The organism is Pseudomonas tohonis (assembly GCF_012767755.2).
GTDB lineage: Bacteria > Pseudomonadota > Gammaproteobacteria > Pseudomonadales > Pseudomonadaceae > Metapseudomonas > Metapseudomonas tohonis.
In genome coordinates this window covers 265157-285511 of the sequence record NZ_AP023189.1, presented here as the reverse complement: position 1 = coordinate 285511, position 20355 = coordinate 265157, and the positions used below count along the sequence as shown (strand labels likewise).

18 protein-coding genes are annotated in these 20355 nt (G+C 53.4%); 11 read left to right on the top strand and 7 right to left on the bottom strand.

The genetic code is table 11. The features are described 5' to 3' along the window. Positions 1 to 376: 376 nt before the first annotated feature. Genes HSX14_RS01360 through HSX14_RS01340 form a run of 5 tightly spaced genes read left to right on the top strand, consistent with a single transcriptional unit; the run spans position 377 to position 5635 of the window. Entirely contained in the window at positions 377 to 1540 is a 1164-nt protein-coding gene (locus HSX14_RS01360; RefSeq protein WP_228723661.1) for an HlyD family secretion protein, read from the top strand. Position 1541: 1 nt separating this feature from the next. After that, the gene (locus tag HSX14_RS01355) at positions 1542 to 3665 is read left to right on the top strand and encodes a peptidase domain-containing ABC transporter (protein ID WP_173179306.1); all 2124 of its coding nucleotides are present in this window, start codon (positions 1542 to 1544) and stop codon (positions 3663 to 3665) included. A gap of 26 nt (positions 3666 to 3691) precedes the next feature. After that, positions 3692 to 4237, top strand: a complete 546-nt coding sequence (locus tag HSX14_RS01350; protein WP_146603003.1) for a hypothetical protein — start codon at positions 3692 to 3694, stop codon at positions 4235 to 4237. Beyond that, the gene (locus tag HSX14_RS01345; protein WP_173179308.1) at positions 4215 to 4754 is read left to right on the top strand and encodes a hypothetical protein; all 540 of its coding nucleotides are present in this window, start codon (positions 4215 to 4217) and stop codon (positions 4752 to 4754) included. Before HSX14_RS01350 ends, HSX14_RS01345 begins: the two co-directional genes overlap by 23 nt. A 50-nt stretch (positions 4755 to 4804) precedes the next feature. Further along, positions 4805 to 5635, top strand: a complete 831-nt coding sequence (locus HSX14_RS01340) for a Fic family protein (RefSeq protein WP_111261191.1) — start codon at positions 4805 to 4807, stop codon at positions 5633 to 5635. 201 nt (positions 5636 to 5836) lie between these two features. On the opposite strand, the gene HSX14_RS01335 is transcribed toward HSX14_RS01340, so the two are convergent. The 3 genes from HSX14_RS01335 to HSX14_RS31030 all read right to left on the bottom strand — a co-directional run bounded on the left by HSX14_RS01335 (position 5837) and on the right by HSX14_RS31030 (position 7469). Next, entirely contained in the window at positions 5837 to 6271 is a 435-nt protein-coding gene (locus tag HSX14_RS01335) for a hypothetical protein (protein ID WP_173179310.1), read from the bottom strand. 123 nt (positions 6272 to 6394) lie between these two features. Then, positions 6395 to 6949: a hypothetical protein gene (locus HSX14_RS01330; RefSeq protein ID WP_158545595.1), complete on the bottom strand. Its 555-nt coding sequence runs from the start codon at positions 6947 to 6949 to the stop codon at positions 6395 to 6397. Positions 6950 to 7037: 88 nt separating this feature from the next. Further along, on the bottom strand, positions 7038 to 7469 hold the full coding sequence (locus HSX14_RS31030) for an SOS response-associated peptidase family protein (protein WP_197970207.1): 432 nt from the start codon (positions 7467 to 7469) through the stop codon (positions 7038 to 7040). 134 nt (positions 7470 to 7603) lie between these two features. Here HSX14_RS31030 and HSX14_RS01320 point away from each other — a divergent pair, with 134 nt between their 5' ends. Beyond that, positions 7604 to 8041, top strand: a complete 438-nt coding sequence (locus tag HSX14_RS01320; protein WP_111261193.1) for a LexA family protein — start codon at positions 7604 to 7606, stop codon at positions 8039 to 8041. Beyond that, positions 8038 to 9309 carry a translesion error-prone DNA polymerase V subunit UmuC gene (gene umuC, locus HSX14_RS01315; protein WP_111261194.1) on the top strand — a complete coding sequence of 424 codons (1272 nt, stop codon included), beginning with the start codon at positions 8038 to 8040 and terminating at the stop codon, positions 9307 to 9309. Before HSX14_RS01320 ends, umuC begins: the two co-directional genes overlap by 4 nt. A 139-nt stretch (positions 9310 to 9448) precedes the next feature. Here the strand turns inward: umuC and HSX14_RS01310 are convergent, their stop codons facing one another. The 3 genes from HSX14_RS01310 to HSX14_RS01300 all read right to left on the bottom strand — a co-directional run bounded on the left by HSX14_RS01310 (position 9449) and on the right by HSX14_RS01300 (position 14255). Next, the gene (locus tag HSX14_RS01310) at positions 9449 to 11431 is read right to left on the bottom strand and encodes a UvrD-helicase domain-containing protein (protein ID WP_173179312.1); all 1983 of its coding nucleotides are present in this window, start codon (positions 11429 to 11431) and stop codon (positions 9449 to 9451) included. Further along, positions 11428 to 13491, bottom strand: coding sequence for an ATP-dependent nuclease (locus HSX14_RS01305; protein ID WP_173179314.1), 2064 nt, complete (start codon positions 13489 to 13491; stop codon positions 11428 to 11430). The genes HSX14_RS01310 and HSX14_RS01305 overlap by 4 nt, the downstream gene beginning before the upstream one ends. Positions 13492 to 13706: 215 nt before the next feature. Further along, on the bottom strand, positions 13707 to 14255 hold the full coding sequence (locus tag HSX14_RS01300) for a GNAT family N-acetyltransferase (RefSeq protein ID WP_173179316.1): 549 nt from the start codon (positions 14253 to 14255) through the stop codon (positions 13707 to 13709). A gap of 267 nt (positions 14256 to 14522) precedes the next feature. Here HSX14_RS01300 and ligD point away from each other — a divergent pair, with 267 nt between their 5' ends. The 3 genes from ligD to HSX14_RS01285 all read left to right on the top strand — a co-directional run bounded on the left by ligD (position 14523) and on the right by HSX14_RS01285 (position 17610). Continuing rightward, positions 14523 to 17117: a DNA ligase D gene (gene ligD, locus HSX14_RS01295; RefSeq protein ID WP_175384235.1), complete on the top strand. Its 2595-nt coding sequence runs from the start codon at positions 14523 to 14525 to the stop codon at positions 17115 to 17117. Further along, positions 17117 to 17341 (top strand): DUF2188 domain-containing protein, encoded by a 225-nt coding sequence (locus HSX14_RS01290; protein WP_111261199.1) that lies wholly within the window; start codon positions 17117 to 17119, stop codon positions 17339 to 17341. Before ligD ends, HSX14_RS01290 begins: the two co-directional genes overlap by 1 nt. Positions 17342 to 17409: 68 nt before the next feature. Beyond that, positions 17410 to 17610, top strand: coding sequence for a hypothetical protein (locus HSX14_RS01285; protein WP_175384234.1), 201 nt, complete (start codon positions 17410 to 17412; stop codon positions 17608 to 17610). Between the two features lie 207 nt (positions 17611 to 17817). Here the strand turns inward: HSX14_RS01285 and HSX14_RS01280 are convergent, their stop codons facing one another. Then, positions 17818 to 19317 carry a sensor domain-containing diguanylate cyclase gene (locus HSX14_RS01280; RefSeq protein ID WP_173180427.1) on the bottom strand — a complete coding sequence of 500 codons (1500 nt, stop codon included), beginning with the start codon at positions 19315 to 19317 and terminating at the stop codon, positions 17818 to 17820. A 595-nt stretch (positions 19318 to 19912) separates the two neighbouring features. Between HSX14_RS01280 and HSX14_RS01275 the strand changes: the two genes are divergently transcribed. Next, positions 19913 to 20323 carry a low affinity iron permease family protein gene (locus HSX14_RS01275; RefSeq protein ID WP_173180428.1) on the top strand — a complete coding sequence of 137 codons (411 nt, stop codon included), beginning with the start codon at positions 19913 to 19915 and terminating at the stop codon, positions 20321 to 20323. Positions 20324 to 20355 lie beyond the last annotated feature (32 nt).

Below are 20355 nucleotides of genomic sequence, written 5' to 3'. Positions count from 1 at the left end.
CACGTAAGAAAACCTTAATCAGGGATCGATATCCTGTTCTACCAGTCAGCTTACAGATGCCCTAATTTGCGGCAATGAGTATGACATACCGCTCTATTTTGGGCCTCTACACGCGACACGCGTCATGCCTCAATGGAATCCTCGCTTAATATCGACCACGGAGACAGGTTTGGCATGAGCGTTGCTGGGTCGCCACGTAAGACAGGGAGCTCGTAGGACCAATGGATTGGTAGCCGTACACATGTCAAACATAGGGATGTGCATGACTGGCTCACGCAGGGAAGGCGCGCGCGCGCCAAATCAAAAAAATCCGTATCAAGGCGAAATTCACGTCGCCAGATCTTCAACTAGCAAAACGGCATTGGTCATATCCGTGATGACTATGTCGGCTGTAATAATTTTACTTGTCTTCGGAACTTATACCAGACGGGAAAAAATCGAAGGCTCACTTGTACCTGAAGGTGGAGTAGCTTTCATAGTTGCGAGAAGTTCTGGTGCAGTTGAAAAACTGCTTGTTAACGAAGGGGACAGAGTGAAAGCCGGCGATCCGCTAGCGATCATAACCACCGACATTAAAAGCGAGGGAGTGGGGTATGCCGGAGAGGCCATATCCTCACTGGTAAGCGAGCAAATATCAAAGGCTGAGTCACGTAAAATCTCCATGGCCTTAGCAGCAAATGCAAAGGAAGAAGAGCTAAGAAGTATCGAGAGAAATATCGAGGAACAGATTGCGGGCATTGAGGACCTTGTAAAAATCAAACAGGAAATCCTTGAAAAAAAAGATGAAGAGCTGCTGGCCAATGAGCGCTTACTTGCAAGAGGGTACGTGACTCCGAAAAGAATTGACCAATTAAAGATAGAAATACTTGAACTGGAATCAAGCAGGCGCCAGCTGAAACAGAGAATCTTGGAATTCCAAGGCGATCTCGCAAAGAACAAGTCTGCAATCAATCAACTTTCCTACCAATTAAGCCTTGATGAAGCTTCCCTGGACTCACAAATACTAGAGCTGAAAAAATCGCAGGCCCAAAGCAAAGCCAGTTCAACAGTTGTCCTAACGGCTCATAACGATAGCGTCGTCTCTTCTGTGCTGATACGACCCGGCCAAGCGGTCACCGTTAGGCAAAGCCTTATAGCCTTAGTACCCGTTGAGGGGGTCTTAGAAGCCGAACTGAGGGTCCCGAACAAATCAGTAGGGTTTCTAAAAATGGGGCAGAAATTTCTGATTCAGTATGAAGCATATCCCTATCAGAAATTTGGACTGGGCGTTGGGCACATAAGTGCCATTGCGCAAAACACAACACCCTCGGCAGAGATGAGCAAGCCAGACACAAGCCGGGAAAGCCCAGACGGATATTATAAAGCAAGGGCCCGAATCGATTCCCAAGAAATTAAAGTATACGAGACCAATATACCTCTAAGACCTGGGATGAAGTTTTCTGCCGACATTCTACTGGAAAAAAGAAGCCTACTAGAGTGGTTGTTGGAGCCTCTGTATGCATGGCGCATGAGATCGCAGTCAATGGGAGAGAATCAATAGAATGGCCCAATTGCGTTTTGATAGCAGATCGAAGCTTCCAATAATAATGCAACAAGAAAAATCCGAATGCGGATTTGCTTGTATTGCAATGATCGCCAGCTTCTATGGCCATGAAATCTCATTGCGCGAAGTTCGAGCTATGCATCGCGGCTCCAGCCGCGGTGCAACATTGCTCGAAATAGTCAAAGTTGCCATGCAACTTGGTATGCAGGCGCGCCCACTGAAGATTGAAAACAATGAGATCGACTCACTAAAGCTGCCTGCACTATTGCATTGGAAAAATAGCCACTATGTGGTTTTAAGGGAATTAAGAGCAGGAAAATTTTGCATACACGACCCGGCAAGTGGTGTCGTTAATTTAAGCCGCGAAGAGTTCAGTATATTCTTTACAGGTGCAGCGCTAGAACTAGCCCCTGGGCACCAATTCCAACTCAAAAATAAAATCCCTGGAGTTGCAGTTCGAGATATCCTTGGAAAGGTTCATGGACTTCATGAGGCACTTGTTGGGATTCTTGCTTCAGCACTAGCACTCGAGGCGTTTTCCTTTATCACACCTCTATTCACGCAGTTAGTTATTGACAAGGCTATTTCTAGCGCAGACCTTGATTTGCTGCTCGTTTTTGGGATGTCATTCTGCGTTCTTATCATATTCCAATCGTTCATCAGCTATTTGCGTGATTGGTTAGTTTGCCGGACGGGAAGCACTTTAAATCAGTCATGGACTGGGGGTGTCTTTGCTCACCTCATGTCGCTACCGGAAGATTATTTTCAAAGAAGATCACTAGGCGATATCGGTTCAAGATTTGGCTCACTAAAAAATATCCAACAAGCCATTACATCAACGATTACAACTAGCTTCCTAGATGGCTTTATGTCGCTAGTAACACTCGCAGCGATGGTAATCTACAGCCCCAAGCTAGCCACTGTAGCTTTTGTCTTCACCTCTGCATATGTGCTGGTCCGGCTTGCGTTATATTCAAAATTCAAAAGTCTAAACATCGACTTAATTAGCGCACAAGCAAGGCAGAACTCGAAATTCTACGAGGCCGTGCGTGCTTCGCAAACAATAAAGGCAAACAACCTAACAGCACAGGTCACTACAACATATTTAAACCTTGTCACCTCATATTTAAATAGAAATATTTTAGCATCGCGATTGACCATTGCGTTCAAAGCATTTGCCGATCTGATTCAAGGGATAGAAAAAATTGTCCTATTGTGGATTGGAGCAACACTGGTTATTCAACAAGAGCTCACAGCAGGTATGCTTATGTCGATATCCATGTTTAGCCTGCTGTTTGGTTCCAAAATTGCTCACCTTGCGGACAACTATGTCGAACTGAAGCTGCTTAAAATACATGCCGCACGAATATCAGACATTGTACATACTGAAAAGGAATTACATTACTACCCTACTTTCTTCGGCGAGATCAAAGACAAGACAATTGAGTTCGCTTCAGTATATTTTCGCTACTCTCCCTCTGAACCTTGGATTCTTGAGAACTGCTGTTTCACGATAAAGCCAGGAGAGGCAGTCGCAATAACTGGTAGCTCCGGGATTGGAAAAAGCACGATACTAAAATTGATCTGTGGACTATTAGAGCCAAATAGCGGGAAGATCTTAATCGGGGGCGTGGATGTTACAACCATAGGGAAAGAGCAGTTGCGCTCATGGATGGCAGTTATCCTTCAAGACGACACTCTATTTTCTGGAACCATCGCTGAAAACATTTCTCTATTCAATGAGCAATATTCTATAGAAGAGATATCGACTGCTGCGCAAGAAGCTTGCATACATGGTGAAATTATCAAGATGCCGATGGGATATAACACCTTAATCGGAGACATGGGGTCCTCACTATCTGGTGGTCAACGTCAAAGGTTGTTAATTGCACGATCACTAATTCGAACTCCTTCCTTCCTTTTGTTCGACGAAGCAACCAGTCACTTAGATATCGAAAACGAGTTTCGGATATCTGAAATTCTTGCAAAGAGAAATTGCACAAGGATCATCGTTGCCCACAGGGAAGCAACTATAAAGCTATGCAACAGGATTTTACACATGGAGGGGAGGAGACTTAAGGACAAGACAAATAAAACGATAACACCGCACTTGGTAGTTTAACTAGTTCACAAGGAGTGTTAGTTTCTATGAAAGTTCTGACTGAAGAAGAAATGATGCTGGTTGCTGGCGGGGCGTCTCAATATCAATACCAATATGACTTAGACCCCATCGAAATTGAAGGCGACCCCTATGATGACCCCAATCCATGGGTAATTGGCCCGACAGATGAAGAGGCTGCTGGTGGGTACGGCGGTGGAAGCGGCGGCGGCAATGGAGGTGTCAGTGTTGGTGCGGAGGGGTCTGGATCTGACATTGAAGTAAAAGCAGGTGCAGATCTAACTAATCTTTCGGAAAAAATCACATCAATATTTGATGAGATTGTTTCGGTTTGGAAGGAACTGAACGCTCCCACTCCTGTAATCACATCGGGAAATGATTCTACACATGGTGCGAATTCACTGCATTACGCAAATGAGGCGATTGATCTTAGAGCCAACAACATAAGCGCCGACCTCGCGCAAGACTTGGTAGAGCAGCTGAGGAATGCGGTTGGCCCGGATTACGACATTATTTACGAGACTTTCTCAAACAGTTCGAACAATCACATCCATGTTGAATATGACCCAAACTAAAGGCGGCCATATGGGAAATGCAACCATGATTAAAAGACTCGTCCTTCTTTCCGCTCTATCTGCAGGCTGCGTCAACGCAAGCAGTGAACTTTTAGATATACCATCTGAAATGCTGTCGAAGGGCGCCAATGCAGGTCTCCGCGCCAATGACACTACCGGCACGGGTTATACGAAAGCCGTAGGCGATTTCGACGGAGACGGCAAAATTGATTACGCATCTCTAAAGCTAGAAGACCCATCCACCCAAAAGTACAAGTTGGTGGTCACTCTGAGCGGGGCAAATGGCCAAGATCAAACCCTTAAGGCTGGCGATGATTTACTGTCTGTAGGCATTGAGACCTTAAAGCCGGGCTCCTATAAGACTGCTTGTAGTAAAGGTGCAGGACCTGCGACCGACAACTGCACAAAAGAGATCAGCATGAAGCACGATGGTATCTCATTGTTTACTTTTGAGTCTGGTGCAAGCCTTATATATATGGAGAATGGCCATTTCAAAGAGGTCTTCATAGCAGACTAGCGCCCAATGGGCCGTAGTTCCTACGGCTCATTTCCTGTGCCGAGACAACTATGCCTATAAAGCCGACCCAATACTACGTTACAGAATTTGCATATCCGAACTACGCAGACTTACCAGTTTTTACTAAGCAAAAAATTGAGAAAGCTGAAGCATCACTGAAAAATATTTCAGGAGAGCTAGGAAACTGGTTCTACCAGGATGTTGCTGCGTTCAATTTGGGTAATATCGAGCGTATGAGCCCCAATTCAATTCTACTTTCTCATGAGCTTTCTGATTATTTCATGGACCAGGGAGAGCACGTCAGAATTGATGGAGTAAGGACCGAGAGTGAGCGACGTGTTTTACAGAAAGGTATTGTTTCTTACAGCTTCCCATATACATCGCTCTCGTCAGAGTTCATTTGCGAACTCGAGTCGCTGGCCAGTCATCTACTAGGTGAGGAGTGCTTGATTCGTACGGGAGGGCTTAGGTGTCAGCCTGACAGGGGGAATAAGCAATGGGTGTTTACACACCCGTCAAGAATTGCGGAAAGATTAATAGGCTTGCATATTTATCTAAATCGAAACCGTTCAGGATTGCCTAGTCTATTTTCAGCAGTCGTTGCCATCGTCACGATTTGGTTTTGTCATCCGTTCAGGGACGCGAATGGTAGGGTTGGAAGGTGTCTTTTTCAAATCATATTACGTTTTGGAGGATTGCCGCTCAGTACAACGCTGCCTCTTAGAGACCTCTTCTCTTTGTCTAGAGGTGGTTTTCTGATTCGTGCAAGACAAGTGATAACCAGAAATGATTGGATACCCATCCTCGATTTTTTTTGTAATTTAATCTTCATCTGTGCTCAAGATGCGACCTATCAGGCAGCGACTCCCGGCACCCTTTAAAACTAGCGTCCCATATCTGATGATATTTGAGCCGAGCTTCAAAAGCAGATTGGCTCTAAATCCATTATATGACGTGGGCGTAAGCGTATTCCGAAGGTATCTGTCTACAGCGCTTCCATCTCAACCGTCTACCCCAGGCCAGAGGCGGCCGTAAAACGTAACCGGGCAGTGCTGTCCAACCTTGTCCGCTTTACGTTTCAATCAATCGACATAGATTTCAAAAACCGGCACGCCAGCCTCAATCATCTTCAAGGCTACCGCTTTAGCCAATGCTTCATCTTCAATACACGTGACACCTGATTCATTACGGATCGGCAGATACGTTACGTTTCTTGTCACTTCCGACGAAACCTTGAGTCCTAAAGCATCGGCTTGGCTTTGAAGCCTATAGCCGTCGATGCTGCCGTAGTCTTCGCAGGTTCGAAAACAATGCGTACCTTTAAGCTGCTTGTAAACCGTCGATAAAGGCGAATGCATCAGCTCGGGAATAAGTTGACGAAGAAGAGCAATTTGCCTTGCATCAGGTCCTTCTGATGAAAAAGAGAATACTAGTCGCCAGCTGTCTCGCATAATTTTTTTCAGCCCCCATCCGGGCTCGCTTCCATCCCATAAATACTTGAAATCTCCGACTTTCATAGCGCAATCCAAACTCAAACAGAGAAATCGGTTAAAGGGTCAGCTTCAGTGCTCATTCTAGATGCGCGCTCTTGGCCGAAAGCAGTCATTCAGAGTGGCATGCCAGCCTACGTTAAGGCGCAATCAGAATATCTTGTTGCGCCAGACCTCACTCCACGTCGTGATCGACCTGCTCCTGTTCAGCCCTTGTATGAAGGCTACGCGTGGGCTGGTGCTGCTCATTACCGCCTCGGCGGTGGAGATATTCTTGGTGGCGAATTTTCCGTACGGAGCTGCCAGCTGTAGATATGCGTTGTCTGCTTCCTCTGCGTTCGCCCAGAAGAAGCGCCCACCACCTTCCTGTCTAATCTGCTTGCCGGCCCGCTGCCAGTTTTCCTGGGTGTAGTAGTGGTTGAACCTGAAGCGCAGTCTGAGGTTCTTTTCCTCGATCTTCATCTTTGCAAACGCGCGCGGAATGGTGTCGCTGATGCAATGCTTGCAGGGACTCCAGTTGCCGTAGAGCACAATCTTTGCGTTCGCCGGTATCTCCGCATATCCCCACCACACATCCAGCTGGTGTAGCAGCATGTCTTCCACGTGCACCAGTGTGCCGCTCCCATACGTGTGCTCAGAAGAGCGAATCTTTCCCTCCACCTCAACCATGAGCTTGGAGCTCATGTTGTTGTCGAAGGCGTACATGCTGTGAAAGTGCTGAGCCCGCGCTGATAAGTCGCCCATGTGAATCTCCCTCTCTAACTGTTCATCCCAGACTTCTTGCTTTGCTCCACTACCGTTCCGTCAGCACCGGCCACCGATCATGAATCCAGGCAAACTCCTCGGGCGGGTCGGTGGTGACCACATACACCCGCCGATCCTCTCCCTCGCCAATCACCAGGCATTCCAGTGCCTGGCCCTCAGGCACATCGAACCAGTGTGACGGCCGGTTCTTCTCGCCCTTCTGCCCTTCCTTCTCCATGAATCGCTGCACCAGGCCGAAGGCGCGGCGGGGCTGGTACTTCGCCCAGCCGCCGGCCTGCACGGTGCTGAGCCTGGCCCAGCCGCCCTGGGGGCCGGTGCCGGGCTGGCCTTCGCGGCGGCCCCAGCCGATCCAGTCGATCTGGCTGCCGCCGTCGAGCTGCACCGGGATCGCCGCCTTGGGGTTGGGGAAGTAGATCTTCCACACCTTTTCCGCCTCTCTGGCTTCAACGCCGCCGCACATACACGCCTCCGGTTTCGGGTGTCAGGTTTCAGCGTAGGACAGACTCACGGCCTTCCTCCCGTCGGCTGACGGATTGACCGATAAGAGAACCTGAAAAATACTGTATCTATATCCAGTATTCGCGAGTGTGTGAGATGTCGCTTTCGATCCTTGCCCGGGGCCAGCGCCTGCGGGAACGCCTGCTAGCCGAAGCCGCTGATCTACGGATCACCGGCTTTCAATCCCCAGCAGAAGATGAGAAGGAAGAGGGCCTTTCCCTCGACCGTCTCACTGGCCTGGGCGCGCCGCACATCTGGGGCGTGCGGGTGCTGGATAGCTCGCTGGAGGGCTTCGGCGTGTTTCAGGGCGACCGCCTCATCGTCAACCGCGCGGCTAGCCATGTAGATGACCGGCTTGTGGTGGTGGACCTGGGCGGGGAGGGCTACCGGGTGCGCCTGGTGGTGAAGGACATGTTCGGCGGCCGCTGGCTGCGCGCCGCCGAGACGCACGTCCATGACATTCAGCTCGACGGCGACGAGCCCATCGAGATCTGGGGCGTGGTGACCTGGGTGGTCAGCCACGTCGCGCCATGAGCGGCCAGCGGATCTTCGCCCTCATCGACTGCAATTCCTTCTACTGCAGCTGCGAACGCATCGGCCAGCCGGAGCTCAAGCGCCGGCCGGTGGTGGTGCTTTCCAACAACGACGGCTGCGTTATCGCCCGTTCCGCAGAGGCCAAGGAGCTGGGCATCGCCATGGGCGCACCGTTCTACCAGGTGCGTGAGCAGATGCGCCGCAGCGGCGTGGTGGCGCGCTCGAGCAACTACACGCTGTACGCCGACATCAGCAACCGGGTGATGCGGGTGATGGCCGAGATGCTGCCCGGCATCGAGGTCTATTCCATAGACGAAGCCTGGGGTGACATGGCCGGCATCACCGACCTCGAGGCGCATGGCCGCGCCATCCGCCAACGCCTGGCGCGCGAGATCGGCATGCCCGTGGGCATCGGCATCAGCACCACCAAGACCCTGGCCAAGCTCGCCAATTGGGCGGCGAAGAAGTGGAAGGCCACTGGCGGTGTGCTCGACCTCACCGACCCGGCCCGCCAGGAGCGGCTGCTGCGCCTGGCCCCCATCAGCGAGGTATGGGGCATTGGCCACCGCTCGGCGGTGAAGCTGGCCGCGCTGCGCATCAACAGCGCGTGGGAGCTGGCGAACTTCGACATCGGCACCCTGCGCAAGACTTTCGGCGTCACCATGGAGCGCACCGCGCGCGAACTGCTCGGCGTGAGCTGCATAGGTTTCAATCAAGGCCCACCGCCGAAGGAGGCCATCTGCAGCAGCAAGATGTTCGGCGTGCGGCAAACCGAGCTGGCACCCATCCGCGAAGCGCTGGCCGCCTATGTGAGCCGCGCCGCCGAGAAGCTGCGCAGCCAGGGCTCGCTGTGCCAGACCATCCAGGTAGGCCTGCAGACGCAACTCGCCGAAAGAGAAGGGCCGCGATTCTGTGAGGCTATTACCCTGGCGTTGCCCGCGCCCACCAACGACACGCGGGAGATCCTCGCGCTCGCGCAACGCGGGCTCGGTGAGATCTATCGACCCGGCTACCGCTTCTCCAAATGCTCCATCCTGCTGATGGATCTGTGCCAGCCCGGCGAGGTGACGCCGGACCTGTTCGCGCCCACGCAACGCCGTGGGGCGGAACGGCTGATGGAGGTGGTGGACCAGATCAACCAGCGTGAGGGGCGCGGCACGGTACATATTGGGCGGGTGCCGGCTGCGCCGGTTTGGGCGATGCGGCGGGACATGCTGAGCCCGCGATATACAACGCGCTGGGAGGAAGTAATCGGGGTTCGTGGTTAAGTGGGGAGGCTTCTTGGCCGGTTCTGGCAGGAGCTGCAGCTACTGATTATGAAGGGCTTCTTTCGGCCAAAAGCGGTCGTCAAGTGTTTAGGAAACCAGGGGCGATTCACTGATCTAAACGGCGAACCACGTGTTCGTATCAAATGTCGATAATTGCCCAGCCTGCCTGCTGCAGTGCTGCCCTCCTCTTGGTCTCGGCTTTACCCTCACCCATCGCGCTTTTTCGCATGGCCAGACAGAGCATGTGGGTCGGCCTGGTCATCCCTACGTACATGAGCATCATGCTCTTCTTTGCGGCCTCGTTCGGACGCTTAGCAGCTGAGGCTCTGCCTTCGAGCCACGGCAAGAGCTTGTTGACGAAGTGAGTGCGGTTGTACGTTTCCAGAATCAGGGTGGCAGCATGCGTTTTACCCTTCTCGGCGTGAATCGAAGACAACCGGATGTTGACGCTCTCAGAACCGACCTCAAACCTGTATGTGTTGAGAAGCGCACCACCGTTGTCACCTGGGTCTTCTACCAGAGGGGCAGTTGACCAGGCGAGATAGGCTTCAGCATCCGCTGCTGCCAGCAGTTGATCAGAAAAGACCAAATCCGCAGCAAGATCCATCAAGCCTGAGGCAACCGCTGCATCCCATTCCGCCTGGGTAATACCAGCGGGGCTGAACAACAGCCGTTCGAGCCATCCGCGATAAGCGGCGACCACTCCAGCACGACCGGCAAGATGCTGTTCGACGCATTGATGACTGCGAGACCTTGCCACAATCGCGTCTCTGGGAAACGCCAGGCGCACCAGGGTTAACAGGCAGGACGCTATCAGTTCCACGCCTAGAGCCGCAGTTGCATCCCTAGCAACATAGCGACGAGCGATGTGCACACCCTCTGAAAACGTACGCGGCTTGAACGAAGGCTTATTAACCTCTGACTGATACGGAGCCCAGTAATGCTCAACCGCTTTGGGGTAGTGCTCTGGCTTGTCATTCTCCAGTCGATGTACCGCTCCAACCGCATAGACACCTGATGTCCGGACACTTGCAGGTAGGTGCTGGATCAACAGCTGCCCATAGGCATCCAGGACATTACTCACGTCGCCATCAGGGAAGACGATGATGGTGTTGGGAGCAGCCTGGTTTGCACCACTCTGCCGTAACCCTACCAGGCCGCCAGTGATTGGCAGGTAGGCAAAGGGATTGGCGATGGACGCGATCGACTGATTGAAACGGAAGCTACTAGCGATTTCCATGGTGCTCGATTGATCCGGGAACGGCTCTGGTAGCTCCACCTTCACTTCGAAGATTTCCTGGTTGGGATCCCCAACCCTGATGACACAAACATCTGGATCCTGACGCGGGAAAACCTTGCTCAAGATGTTGGCCTGCTCATACCGCGTATCTTGCATCTCATCGACCAAAACGCAGGGAAAGCGCGCTCGCAAAGCGCTCGCTACCTCAGGCTCGTCAACCAGCAGCGCATCAGCCAAGACGAACACTTCATCGAAGCAAAAATGCCCTGTCTTCGCTGCATGAGCCATCGCTTTGCAGGCATTTTTGTAGGTGTCCGTATGAGCCCCGAATTTCAGACTCAAACCGGTTAGCGGGTTGTCGAAATCAACATTTCTTAAGCGCAAACTTTCCACTTTGATGAACGCCGATTCGAACGTTTTCTTCATGCCCGCGTATTCCCAGGGTTTCAGTGCTTTCCGGCGGGCGGCATGCGTAAGTTCATCGTCGATGGCAGTGAGTGGAATGCCCTTCGAGCGCAGCCACGGTGAAGCTAGGAATCGCCCAGTGAAGCCATGGATGGTATCGATGTAATGTGGGTAGCGAAGCAGACGCTGCCCAATCTCCGAGCCTCCCAAGCGATGCTCAATTTCCTCCCGAGCTGCGTTGGTATGGGAAAGGACGCAGATACCCTGAGTTCGACTCTTCCAATGGCGAGCGAGGATAGCCAGCTTGGCCACCACCAATGTGGTCTTGCCGCTACCAGGGCAAGCAGAGACGTCCAGTGTGCTCATGGATTTCAGGAAGCTGCGTCTAGGCTCGTCCAACGCCTCCAGCTTCATGAGCTTGGTGACCCACTCCACATCGCCATCGGTTATCGGATCGATGAGCTGGGCCAGGTTCATTCCTCGCTCTCCTCAACAGCCGCTGAGGTGCCGGCTACCGTGCCCATGGCAGCCGGTGTGAGCGTAGACTCCGTCGGCGGTACAGCTGAGCCACTGGTGGCGTATTCGATCGCGTGAATCACAGACTTTGATAGCGAGCCACGCAGAGTTGCCGCATCTAGCTTCTTAGCCTCGAAACGCTCTTCTATCAGGTCGATCAGGTGCTGGGCAGTGATGGTTTTGGAGGCTTTCTTGACCAGCTTGTAGACAGCGGAACACCTAGCCTCCTTGGTGGAGTGGGCTGTCTCGATGGCCTTGAATGCGGTTTCAGCTTCAACCAAAAGAGCTGCTCTAGTCACCTTTCCCTGATCAACCTTTTCCTCGTTGACCGCGAGGTAAGCCGCTGCGTGCACTTCCCGCGCAAGACCGGAAAAGGCCAGGTCATATTCGAGTGTCCAGTGGTCAGCAACGAAGGTTCGAACGCACTGCCCGTCGCTTGCCATCCGCTTCTGGCGGTGCTTAGCCATGCCGGCTTTTTGCTCTGCAGCCGTCGCGCCGAAATCTCGCACAGCCTTCCAGCGACGGGTAGTACTGTTCCACTTGGGATCTGTTGGCCCCGTTACCAATTCGTGAATCTCAGGCGCGCAGTCAGGCATGACATCCATGTCGGTAATGCAGGCCGTAGGAATGGAGATTTCACCCTTGCTCGTATCTCGGCGCTGCATGATCTTGGAGTAGCGACGCAACCCCACGCCGCCCACATTGATCACCGACACACCATGCTTGGTCAGGTCTTTTCCAAGCCTACGCGCAAGGGCTGGCAGAAGGATCGCCTCAGCATCGCCCTCCACCACCAATAGTCCTTTGGCGAAGAACAATCCTGCTTTCGTGACGTCCAGGAAGCGGCTGAGGAATCGATAGTCATCGGCGCCCAAGCAGGTCTGATCTTCAGCCAGCGAGAACGCGCGCCCTCGATGCATGAGAACAAGATTCTGGATCGGAATCTTTGAGCTCAGATTCGGGCTGTGAGTGGTCAGAATCACCTGAACCGGTCTCAAACCGTCCGCAGGTTTCGCGGCCTTCTCAAGAAATTCCATGAGCTGCAGTTGCCGCTGCGGGTGCAGGTGAGCCTCAGGCTCTTCTACCAATAGAAGCGGCAGGCCGTCTGGCTCCTTTCCAAGCAGGAGGAGCTCGCAGGCCATAAACAGTACGTTGTTTGAGCCCAAACCATAAACGCCCCGGGACTCGCCCGAAGCGTGATCAAGCAACCCGAGTTCCAAGCGCTCAAGGATCTGTTTGAGCCTCGCATCCTCGGTACCCCCCTCGCCGAAACTGATACGGCTTGTCAGGGGCTGTCCCGCAAGAGAAAGCGGGACCAGGTAGTTCTGGTTAATGGCATGTTCAGCGCTGACGATAGCGCTGTGCTTGTTCACCAGATAGCGCATGTAGTCGCCCATGCCAGCAATGCTCAACGCTTCTGCATCGACGGGGCTAGCAGGCGGGGTCGCGGTATCGAAAGCGTTTCCGACATCAATGCTTGGGAAGCTGCTCAAGACCTGAGAGAGCCGGGAATTGCGGCCTGGCGACATCTCGCGCTCTGCATCACGTAATGGTTTCAAGTACGCAGTGGCGAGCAGAAGACGGGCCCCTGCATCCAGGGACGGCCCTTCCCCGTTCTCACCAGAACGCACTGAAATATCCACCCATCTGCGGGTTAGAGTTGAGCCTTGGACACGCGTGGCTGACCAATGGATGTGTAGACGACCTACGCCGTTTTTGTAGGTGACATACTCAGCGAACGCTCCCAGTTCGGCCTTACTCAAACCATCTAATGTGCACCTCAGCGTGATGGTGCTGGCCTGAGCTCCGCTGTCATCGATATGGAAGTCTTGGAGTTGAAGCTTCAGGTATTCGGCATCACGGGTTTGCAGTACATACCGGATCGCATCGATGACGGCTGTTTTACCTGCATCGTTTTCCCCGACCAACGCGGTAACACCTGGCTTGAAGGTGACTTCCAAGCCACAGTTAGCCTGGCCAAACTGGCGGAAATTTTCTAGTTTCAAGACGGATAGATACACGATTAGGCTCCCTGTTACTCATGACGAGGCAGGGACGCCTATCTTGGCTATTTCCGCCAACGCATTACTCATCCCTGATGAAAGGTAGCTATATGGCATGATTTCGCAGGCGAAACCAATCCCCTGGGATGACTGTCCGCTCCTGGCCGATAGCTGCCGTCCTATTACGGTGTCGGCCAAAAACCGTCCTACGCTGCATGTGGTAAAAGAAAGTGCTACTGATTCAAGCAACGTCTCGTCATCGTGGTGTACGAAAACACTCGCCCGTCGATCTTGAACATGTTCGGCACCTCCCCTATCTGGAGGAATCCGGCCTGTTCGTAGAGAGCACGAGCGGCCTGGTTGTTACTGAGGACCTGTAGATCAATCCACTCAAGCCCCGAGGACTCTGCCCAGAGCCTTGCGTGTTCGATCAGGGCAGCCCCCAGGCCTTGGCGGCGCAGGGAGCGATGTACACCCATTCCGAGCAGGCAGCGGTGTGCCGTGTAGCGCTCTGCGTGGGCTCGGAGGTCGATGTGCCCGAGTATCTGCCCTTCCGCCCCTCGCGCCACCCACGCCCGGCGCCAGCCTGGCTCACCCACCGCTATCTCCAGCCCGGCACGGAACGCAGCTTTGCGCTCTTCAGGAAACGAGCCAGCATCACGGGAGAGCGGTTGGAAATATCCAACCTCAGGCGATCCGTTCTCCTGTAGATGCTCGTCCAGATAGTTGACGAACTCATCGAATTCGGCAGGAAGCAGTGCGTCTATGAAGTATGTCTGCATGGTTGAGCCGCTCCTTGGTCTATTGCTTCAGCCTCCATCAGCAGGTCGTTACGATCAAGAGCCTTGTATGTTCCCCAGCGCGCTTCCGTTTTCCAATTGCTGGCCAAAACGCTTCGAGACAGGCTGCTGCCGGCTAGAAGAAGCCGTTTGTCTTCACCCTGGAACGAACGGGATCCATACCTCGTCCTCTTCTAAGGGCGGCGGATAACAGCTAGCCCTATCCACGCGGCGCATGCGCCGCTCCTGGCTACCTGTACGAGCCTGCTCATGACCAAGCGATTGGACGAGTACAACCGTAAGCGCGACTTCACAGCTACGCCCGAGCCATCGGGAAATTCAAATGCGAGGAAACGTCGCTCGCCTGCTGCCCATGCCCTGCAGTTTTGCATCCAGAAGCACGATGCAACCCGCCTTCATTACGACTTCCGCTTGGAGTTGGATGGCACGCTCAAGAGCTGGGCAGTCCCAAAGGGGCCGAGCCTCGATCCGAAGTCGCGAAGGCTTGCAGTTCATGTGGAAGACCACCCGCTCGACTACGCCACCTTCGAAGGCAACATTCCCGAAGGCCACTACGGAGCTGGCGATGTCATCGTCTGGGATAGAGGGGTGTGGATCCCGATTGGAGATCCAGCCGAGGGTTACCGAAAAGGGAAGCTCAAGTTCGAACTCGAAGGCGAAAAGCTAAGCGGTACCTGGAACCTCGTTCGCACCCATATCGAGGGGAAGCAGGAGCAGTGGTTTCTTATCAAGTCCAACGATGCGGCAGCTCGGCCTGCTTCTGACTATGACATCGTAAAAGCCCTCCCCGACAGCGTGTTGAGCGACCGTACCATCGTGCCGAAGAAGCGCGGCGGCAAGGTGGCCGAACCAAAACCCGCCAAGACTGTGTCGAGCAGGACGACGAAAAACAAGAGCGTCACCCTGAAAGGCGCCCGCACAGCGCCGCTACCGGAAACCCTCAAGCCCCAGCTGGCCACGTTGGTTGAATCAGTACCGGAAGGCGATTGGCTCTATGAGATCAAGTTCGACGGCTACCGGATCATGGCTCGGATCGATGACGGCGCCGTCAGGCTGTTCACCCGCAATGGGCATGATTGGACGTCCAAGATGCCCCGCCAGGCCGAGGCAATTGCCAGTCTCGGTTTGGAATCGGCCTGGCTGGATGGCGAGGTCATCGTCGCGAACGAAGACGGTGTGCCTGATTTCCAGGCGCTCCAGAATGCCTTCGATTCGGGCAGTAGCGGCCACATCGTCTTCTATGCCTTCGACATGCCGTACCTCAATGGCATGGATCTACGAGACGTCCCCTTGGAGCAACGTCGCTCTGCCCTGGCGCAGGTCATGGAGCGCAGTGAGGATGAGGTTCTTCGCTATTCCGAGGACTTCGCTGAGTCAGCTGAAACGATGCTCAACAGCGCCTGCCAGATGCACCTCGAAGGCCTTATCGGGAAGCTGGCCGGAAGCCCGTATGTTTCTCGGCGAAGCAGTACCTGGATCAAGCTCAAGTGTAAGCACCGTCAGGAATTCGTGGTCGTTGGGTATACCGAGCCGAAGGGGTCGCGAAGCGCGTTCGGCGCGTTGTTGCTCGGTTTGCACGACGCTGACAGTGGCGAGCTTAGGTTTGCCGGGAAGGTCGGTACCGGATTCAACGAATCAACGCTGCGCTCAATCTTCTCGCAGCTCAAATCGCTGGAAATCAAAAAGACGGCATTGGTGAACCCGCCGACCGGCTTCGAAGCGAAAGGTGTCCATTGGCTCAAGCCGGAGCTACTTGCCGAGGTCGCGTACACGGAGATCACCAAGGACGGAATCGTTCGCCACGCGGTGTTCCATGGGTTGCGTAACGACAAACCCGCCAAGGCAATCACTGAAGAGCGCGCGAAGCCAGCCGCTGAGGTTGAGAAGCCTGTTCCCAAGAAGCCACGGACGAAGAAGAGTGTCAGGGAAGAGCCTTCACCTTCTGCAAAGCAGATTCGTATCACTCACCCAGAGCGCGTCATCGATGCCACCAGCGGATCGACGAAGATGCAGCTCGCCGAATACTACGCGTGGGTGTCGCAGTGGATGCTCACACACCCCCATCTGAAAGATCGCCCCGTTGCGCTGGTTCGGGCCCCTGAGGGAATCGCTGGCGAGCTGTTCTTCCAGAAAAACGCCGAGCGCCTGGCTATTACCGGAATCGAGACCATGGGCAAGGAGTACTCGGGGCAACCAGTGATGCTGATCAACCGAGTCGAAGCGCTGGTGGGCGCCGTGCAGATGAGCACGGTCGAGTTTCACACCTGGAACGCAACATCTGCAGATCTCGAGCGGCCGAACCGCTTTGTGCTGGATCTAGACCCCGATCCTGCGCTGCCCTGGAAACGCATGGTTGAGGCGACCCAACTGACGCTCACCATTCTGGATGAGCTGGGTCTGGCCTCCTACCTGAAAACCAGTGGCGGCAAGGGTATCCACATAGTGGTGCCGCTGACGCCAAAGGCCAGTTGGGACGAGGTGAAAGAGTTCAGCCACGCCATCGTCAAGCACATGGCCAAGCTACTGCCGGATCGCTTCTCCGCTGTTTCCGGCCCCAAGAACCGGATCGGCCGGATCTTCATCGACTATCTACGCAACAGCCAGGGTGCCACGACTATCGGCGCCTACTCGGCGCGCACCCGTGAAGGCTTACCCGTATCAGTTCCGATCTTCCGAGAGGAAGTCGCAGAGCTCAAAGGTGCGAACGCCTGGAACATCCACAACCTGCACGAGCGATTGACCGAACTGGGAAGCGACGACCCTTGGGCGGGCTACCCGAAAACGAAGCAAGTCATTACCAAAGAGATGCGCGAGCGCATCGGTCTCACGAAGAGGGTTGGCTGATGAAAAATTACCACTTGGTACCCAAAGACAACGAGTGGGTTCTGCATGAGGAAGGCAGCACGAAGTCACTCAAGAAGGCAGCTACCAAAGACGAGATGCTTTTGCTGATACCGATGCACTTCGCTGGAAAGGAAGCCTCGGTGAAGATCCACCGGGCCGATGGCACCCTCGAAGAAGAGCGGACCTATCCTCGGAAGTCTGATCCCCGCGAGAGCAAAGGTTGACCTCGTCGTCCAGGTATCGGCAGAGCCCAAGAGCCATTGAAGCTTGCATAGCCATCAAGGAGAAAATCATGAACAACCCAGACCACGATAAAACTCCCGTTCCCGAAAGCTCGCAGGAAACTCAACAGGGGTCGAAGAGAGGGGCCGGCAAACTTGAGACCCCCGATCCTGCGACCGAGACAGTGGACAAGGTGATCACGCCCACATCAGTTAAGAAAATGGAAAAGGAAACAGAGGAGATTCGATCGAAAACAGGTGTAGGCAAGTAACATCAAGGGGCCGACACTAAGTCCCTTCGGAGCTTATGCAGGGGCTCTCTTGCTTGAGAACTGCCTGCTGGCGTGATGTATCAACGGGATGCGGATCTTGAACGGTGCCCTTCACCTTCATGGCCAAGTAACGGCAGGGGGGCGTCATTTTGATCAGTGTCCCGAGAGCGACGACCCCATGCTCATGCACTTGTATATGCCGTTTTTCTATTCCTGGTATCCCGAAACCTGGTTTCTCCCGCCATTCTTCGCGCGATAAAGTGCCCCGTCTGCCTTCTGGATGAAGCCTGCTTCATCTTCACCCTGGATGCTCTGAGCGTCCACGGTGTGGAATCCAACACTGACCGTAACACGTCCGGCTGGATTACCTCGGTGTGCTATTTCCAGGTTCCAGATGCGCTCCCTAACTCTCTCCGCCACCTGCTCAGCCTCAGCAGGCCCGCACCCGGGTAACAGCATCACCAGCTCTTCTCCACCGTACCGAGCTGCCAAGTCCTCCTGACGCCGTGCCGACTCTGCTAACGCCCTCGCAATGGCCTGAATGCAACGGTCGCCCTCGACATGACCATATTCATCGTTGAACCGTTTGAAATAGTCGATATCAAGCATCAACAAAGCCAGCGGCTGATTGCTGCGAGCAACTCTATTCATTTCCTGTCGAAGGGTCTGATTAAAGTTCCGACGATTGGAGAGCCCAGTCAAAGGGTCTTGGAGCGATACACGTTCCAGCTCCAACTCCACAGCGAGGCTCCGATTGATTTCCCGCCTGAGAGCCGCGAAGAAAACCAAGAGCCCCATGAAAATGGCAGCACTCACGATGGAGCTCGCGATGACTTGCGCCCACCAAGGGCGAAGGATCGTCTTGAGGTCCACGCCCGCGATGGCCACGATAGGCAACTCGGGAAAGGCGTTATAGCTGTAAACGCGCTCTACCCCGTCCACGGTCGATTTAAACAGCGCAGTACCCATAGGGCTTTTCGGTAACAGCTGGGAAAAGATCACCCCGTTATAAATGCTTGAACCGATTGCTCCGGCCACTTCGGGGCGTCGAGCCATGATAGTGCCGTCGTTATAGGCTAGGGTGATGTTTCCATCGTCACCGATGCTGAATCGCTGAAAATATTTCGTGAAATAATCGACTTTCAGAGTGATTAAAGCGACGCCAGCAAATGTGCCATCCGGGTTGTTTATCCGGCGAGAGACAGGAATTACCAAATCTCCGGTTGAGCGGCTAATTATCGCGCTGCCCACTCTCACATGGCGATCATCGTGTGTTTGATGATAAACAAAGTAATCACGATCTGAATTGTTCGCATTGGGAGGAATCGATTCCTTATCGGTTACGACCCAATTCCCGGCATGGTCATAAATGAATATGCCGTGGACCTGTGGCAGGCTAGATATTTGACGGCGCAGCAGTCGCTTGATCTGGGAGGAATCCGCGATATTGAAATCCCCCCATTCAGCACGATCTACAACTCCGAGTAATACCACGTCAGCTTGCCTAACCGTATCCTGCACCATGCCTTCAAGGGCATTAGTTAGGTTGGAAACATTGTATTCAGCCTCGCGAACATAGTTTTTGTAAGCGTGCCAAAGTTGAACAAACTGTGTAATCACGACCACCAAAAAGCCAGCACACAGTAGACCTACAGAGAGTTGACGCAGATTTTCTAAGTGACGTGGTGGATGGTTGGCAGTGGTCATGTACCCAGCATTCCTTGGAGCTAATCAATAAAGTATAGCTTAGTGTCATTTCTAAAGCCTATGTCGGACACTGCTTGGCTCCAAGTTTTTGACAGTAAACCAGACCTCCGTATTATCGCGGTCGCGCTTATAGTATGCTTTTGGCTTAGAGAAGGTGATGCTCTGTGGCACTACAGAGTTATCAACTAGCACGATATCAATAATCTCCAGTTGACAGGCCCTTAGCCAAGCGGACGCTGATAGGTTTCCCAGAGGCTTAGGCGGGCGTTCTCCATAGGCATGGTAAACGAGGTGAAGGGCGGCCTTTTTAAGATTTGGCAGCTGGTTGCACTTTACGGTGACAGCTCGCTCAGCGCCGTCTACACCACGGTATAGAATTTTCCAGTCCATTATGCGCCTCCAGCTGGACTTGGTTAAATGCGGAATTTCCTGCTCGTTTGCCCTGTCTACCTATTTGAGTCTTCCTGCTCAGCTATAAGCGAGAGCGTAGCGTTGAGGCAAACCCAGACTCCGTACAACCTAAAGACGGCATCACTTTGACGGCGATCAGAGAGAATGGTTCGCTTAAAAGGGCCCGCTAATAAGAGAGAATATTATGCGCAACTTTGAAACTGCGGCGAGGTGGTTAGCAGAACGTAGCGGTAGCCCTAGGACCTTTGGGTTGGCGTTAGGAGGAATCGCCTTATGGGGGATTACGGGACCCTTTTTTCATTTCAACGACACCTGGCAACTCATTGTTAATACGAGCACCACAATCATTACGTTCCTAATGGTTTTCCTGCTGCAAAATACGCAGAATCGCGACACTGACGAGCTTCATATCAAACTCGACGAGCTACTACGCGCGACAAAAGGGGCTCAAGCTGAACTAATGGCCTTGGACGACCGTACCGCTAGTGAATTGAAAGAACTACGAGAAAGGTACGTTCGTCTAGGGAAGGAGGAGGGATGTGAAACGTCGCCTTGCCCGATTCGTGACACGAAGAACAACCCGGGGGCTGATTAAATAGCCGTTATGGTGTGGTCTCTGGGCGATCC

Excerpts from the sequence above, each read along its gene's own strand:
- umuC (WP_111261194.1), top strand. The coding sequence starts at position 8,038 with ATGAGCGGCCAGCGGATCTTCGCCCTCATCGACTGCAATTCCTTCTAC.
- HSX14_RS01355 (WP_173179306.1), top strand. The coding sequence starts at position 1,542 with ATGGCCCAATTGCGTTTTGATAGCAGATCGAAGCTTCCAATAATAATG.
- HSX14_RS01340 (WP_111261191.1), top strand. The coding sequence starts at position 4,805 with ATGCCTATAAAGCCGACCCAATACTACGTTACAGAATTTGCATATCCG.
- HSX14_RS01350 (WP_146603003.1), top strand. The coding sequence starts at position 3,692 with ATGAAAGTTCTGACTGAAGAAGAAATGATGCTGGTTGCTGGCGGGGCG.
- HSX14_RS01285 (WP_175384234.1), top strand. The coding sequence starts at position 17,410 with ATGAACAACCCAGACCACGATAAAACTCCCGTTCCCGAAAGCTCGCAG.
- HSX14_RS01345 (WP_173179308.1), top strand. The coding sequence starts at position 4,215 with ATGTTGAATATGACCCAAACTAAAGGCGGCCATATGGGAAATGCAACC.
- HSX14_RS01300 (WP_173179316.1), bottom strand. The coding sequence starts at position 14,255 with ATGCAGACATACTTCATAGACGCACTGCTTCCTGCCGAATTCGATGAG.
- HSX14_RS01310 (WP_173179312.1), bottom strand. The coding sequence starts at position 11,431 with ATGAACCTGGCCCAGCTCATCGATCCGATAACCGATGGCGATGTGGAG.
- HSX14_RS01320 (WP_111261193.1), top strand. The coding sequence starts at position 7,604 with ATGTCGCTTTCGATCCTTGCCCGGGGCCAGCGCCTGCGGGAACGCCTG.
- HSX14_RS01290 (WP_111261199.1), top strand. The coding sequence starts at position 17,117 with ATGAAAAATTACCACTTGGTACCCAAAGACAACGAGTGGGTTCTGCAT.
- HSX14_RS01275 (WP_173180428.1), top strand. The coding sequence starts at position 19,913 with ATGCGCAACTTTGAAACTGCGGCGAGGTGGTTAGCAGAACGTAGCGGT.
- ligD (WP_175384235.1), top strand. The coding sequence starts at position 14,523 with ATGACCAAGCGATTGGACGAGTACAACCGTAAGCGCGACTTCACAGCT.
- HSX14_RS01335 (WP_173179310.1), bottom strand. The coding sequence starts at position 6,271 with ATGAAAGTCGGAGATTTCAAGTATTTATGGGATGGAAGCGAGCCCGGA.
- HSX14_RS01360 (WP_228723661.1), top strand. The coding sequence starts at position 377 with ATGACTATGTCGGCTGTAATAATTTTACTTGTCTTCGGAACTTATACC.
- HSX14_RS31030 (WP_197970207.1), bottom strand. The coding sequence starts at position 7,469 with ATGTGCGGCGGCGTTGAAGCCAGAGAGGCGGAAAAGGTGTGGAAGATC.
- HSX14_RS01330 (WP_158545595.1), bottom strand. The coding sequence starts at position 6,949 with ATGTACGCCTTCGACAACAACATGAGCTCCAAGCTCATGGTTGAGGTG.
- HSX14_RS01280 (WP_173180427.1), bottom strand. The coding sequence starts at position 19,317 with ATGACCACTGCCAACCATCCACCACGTCACTTAGAAAATCTGCGTCAA.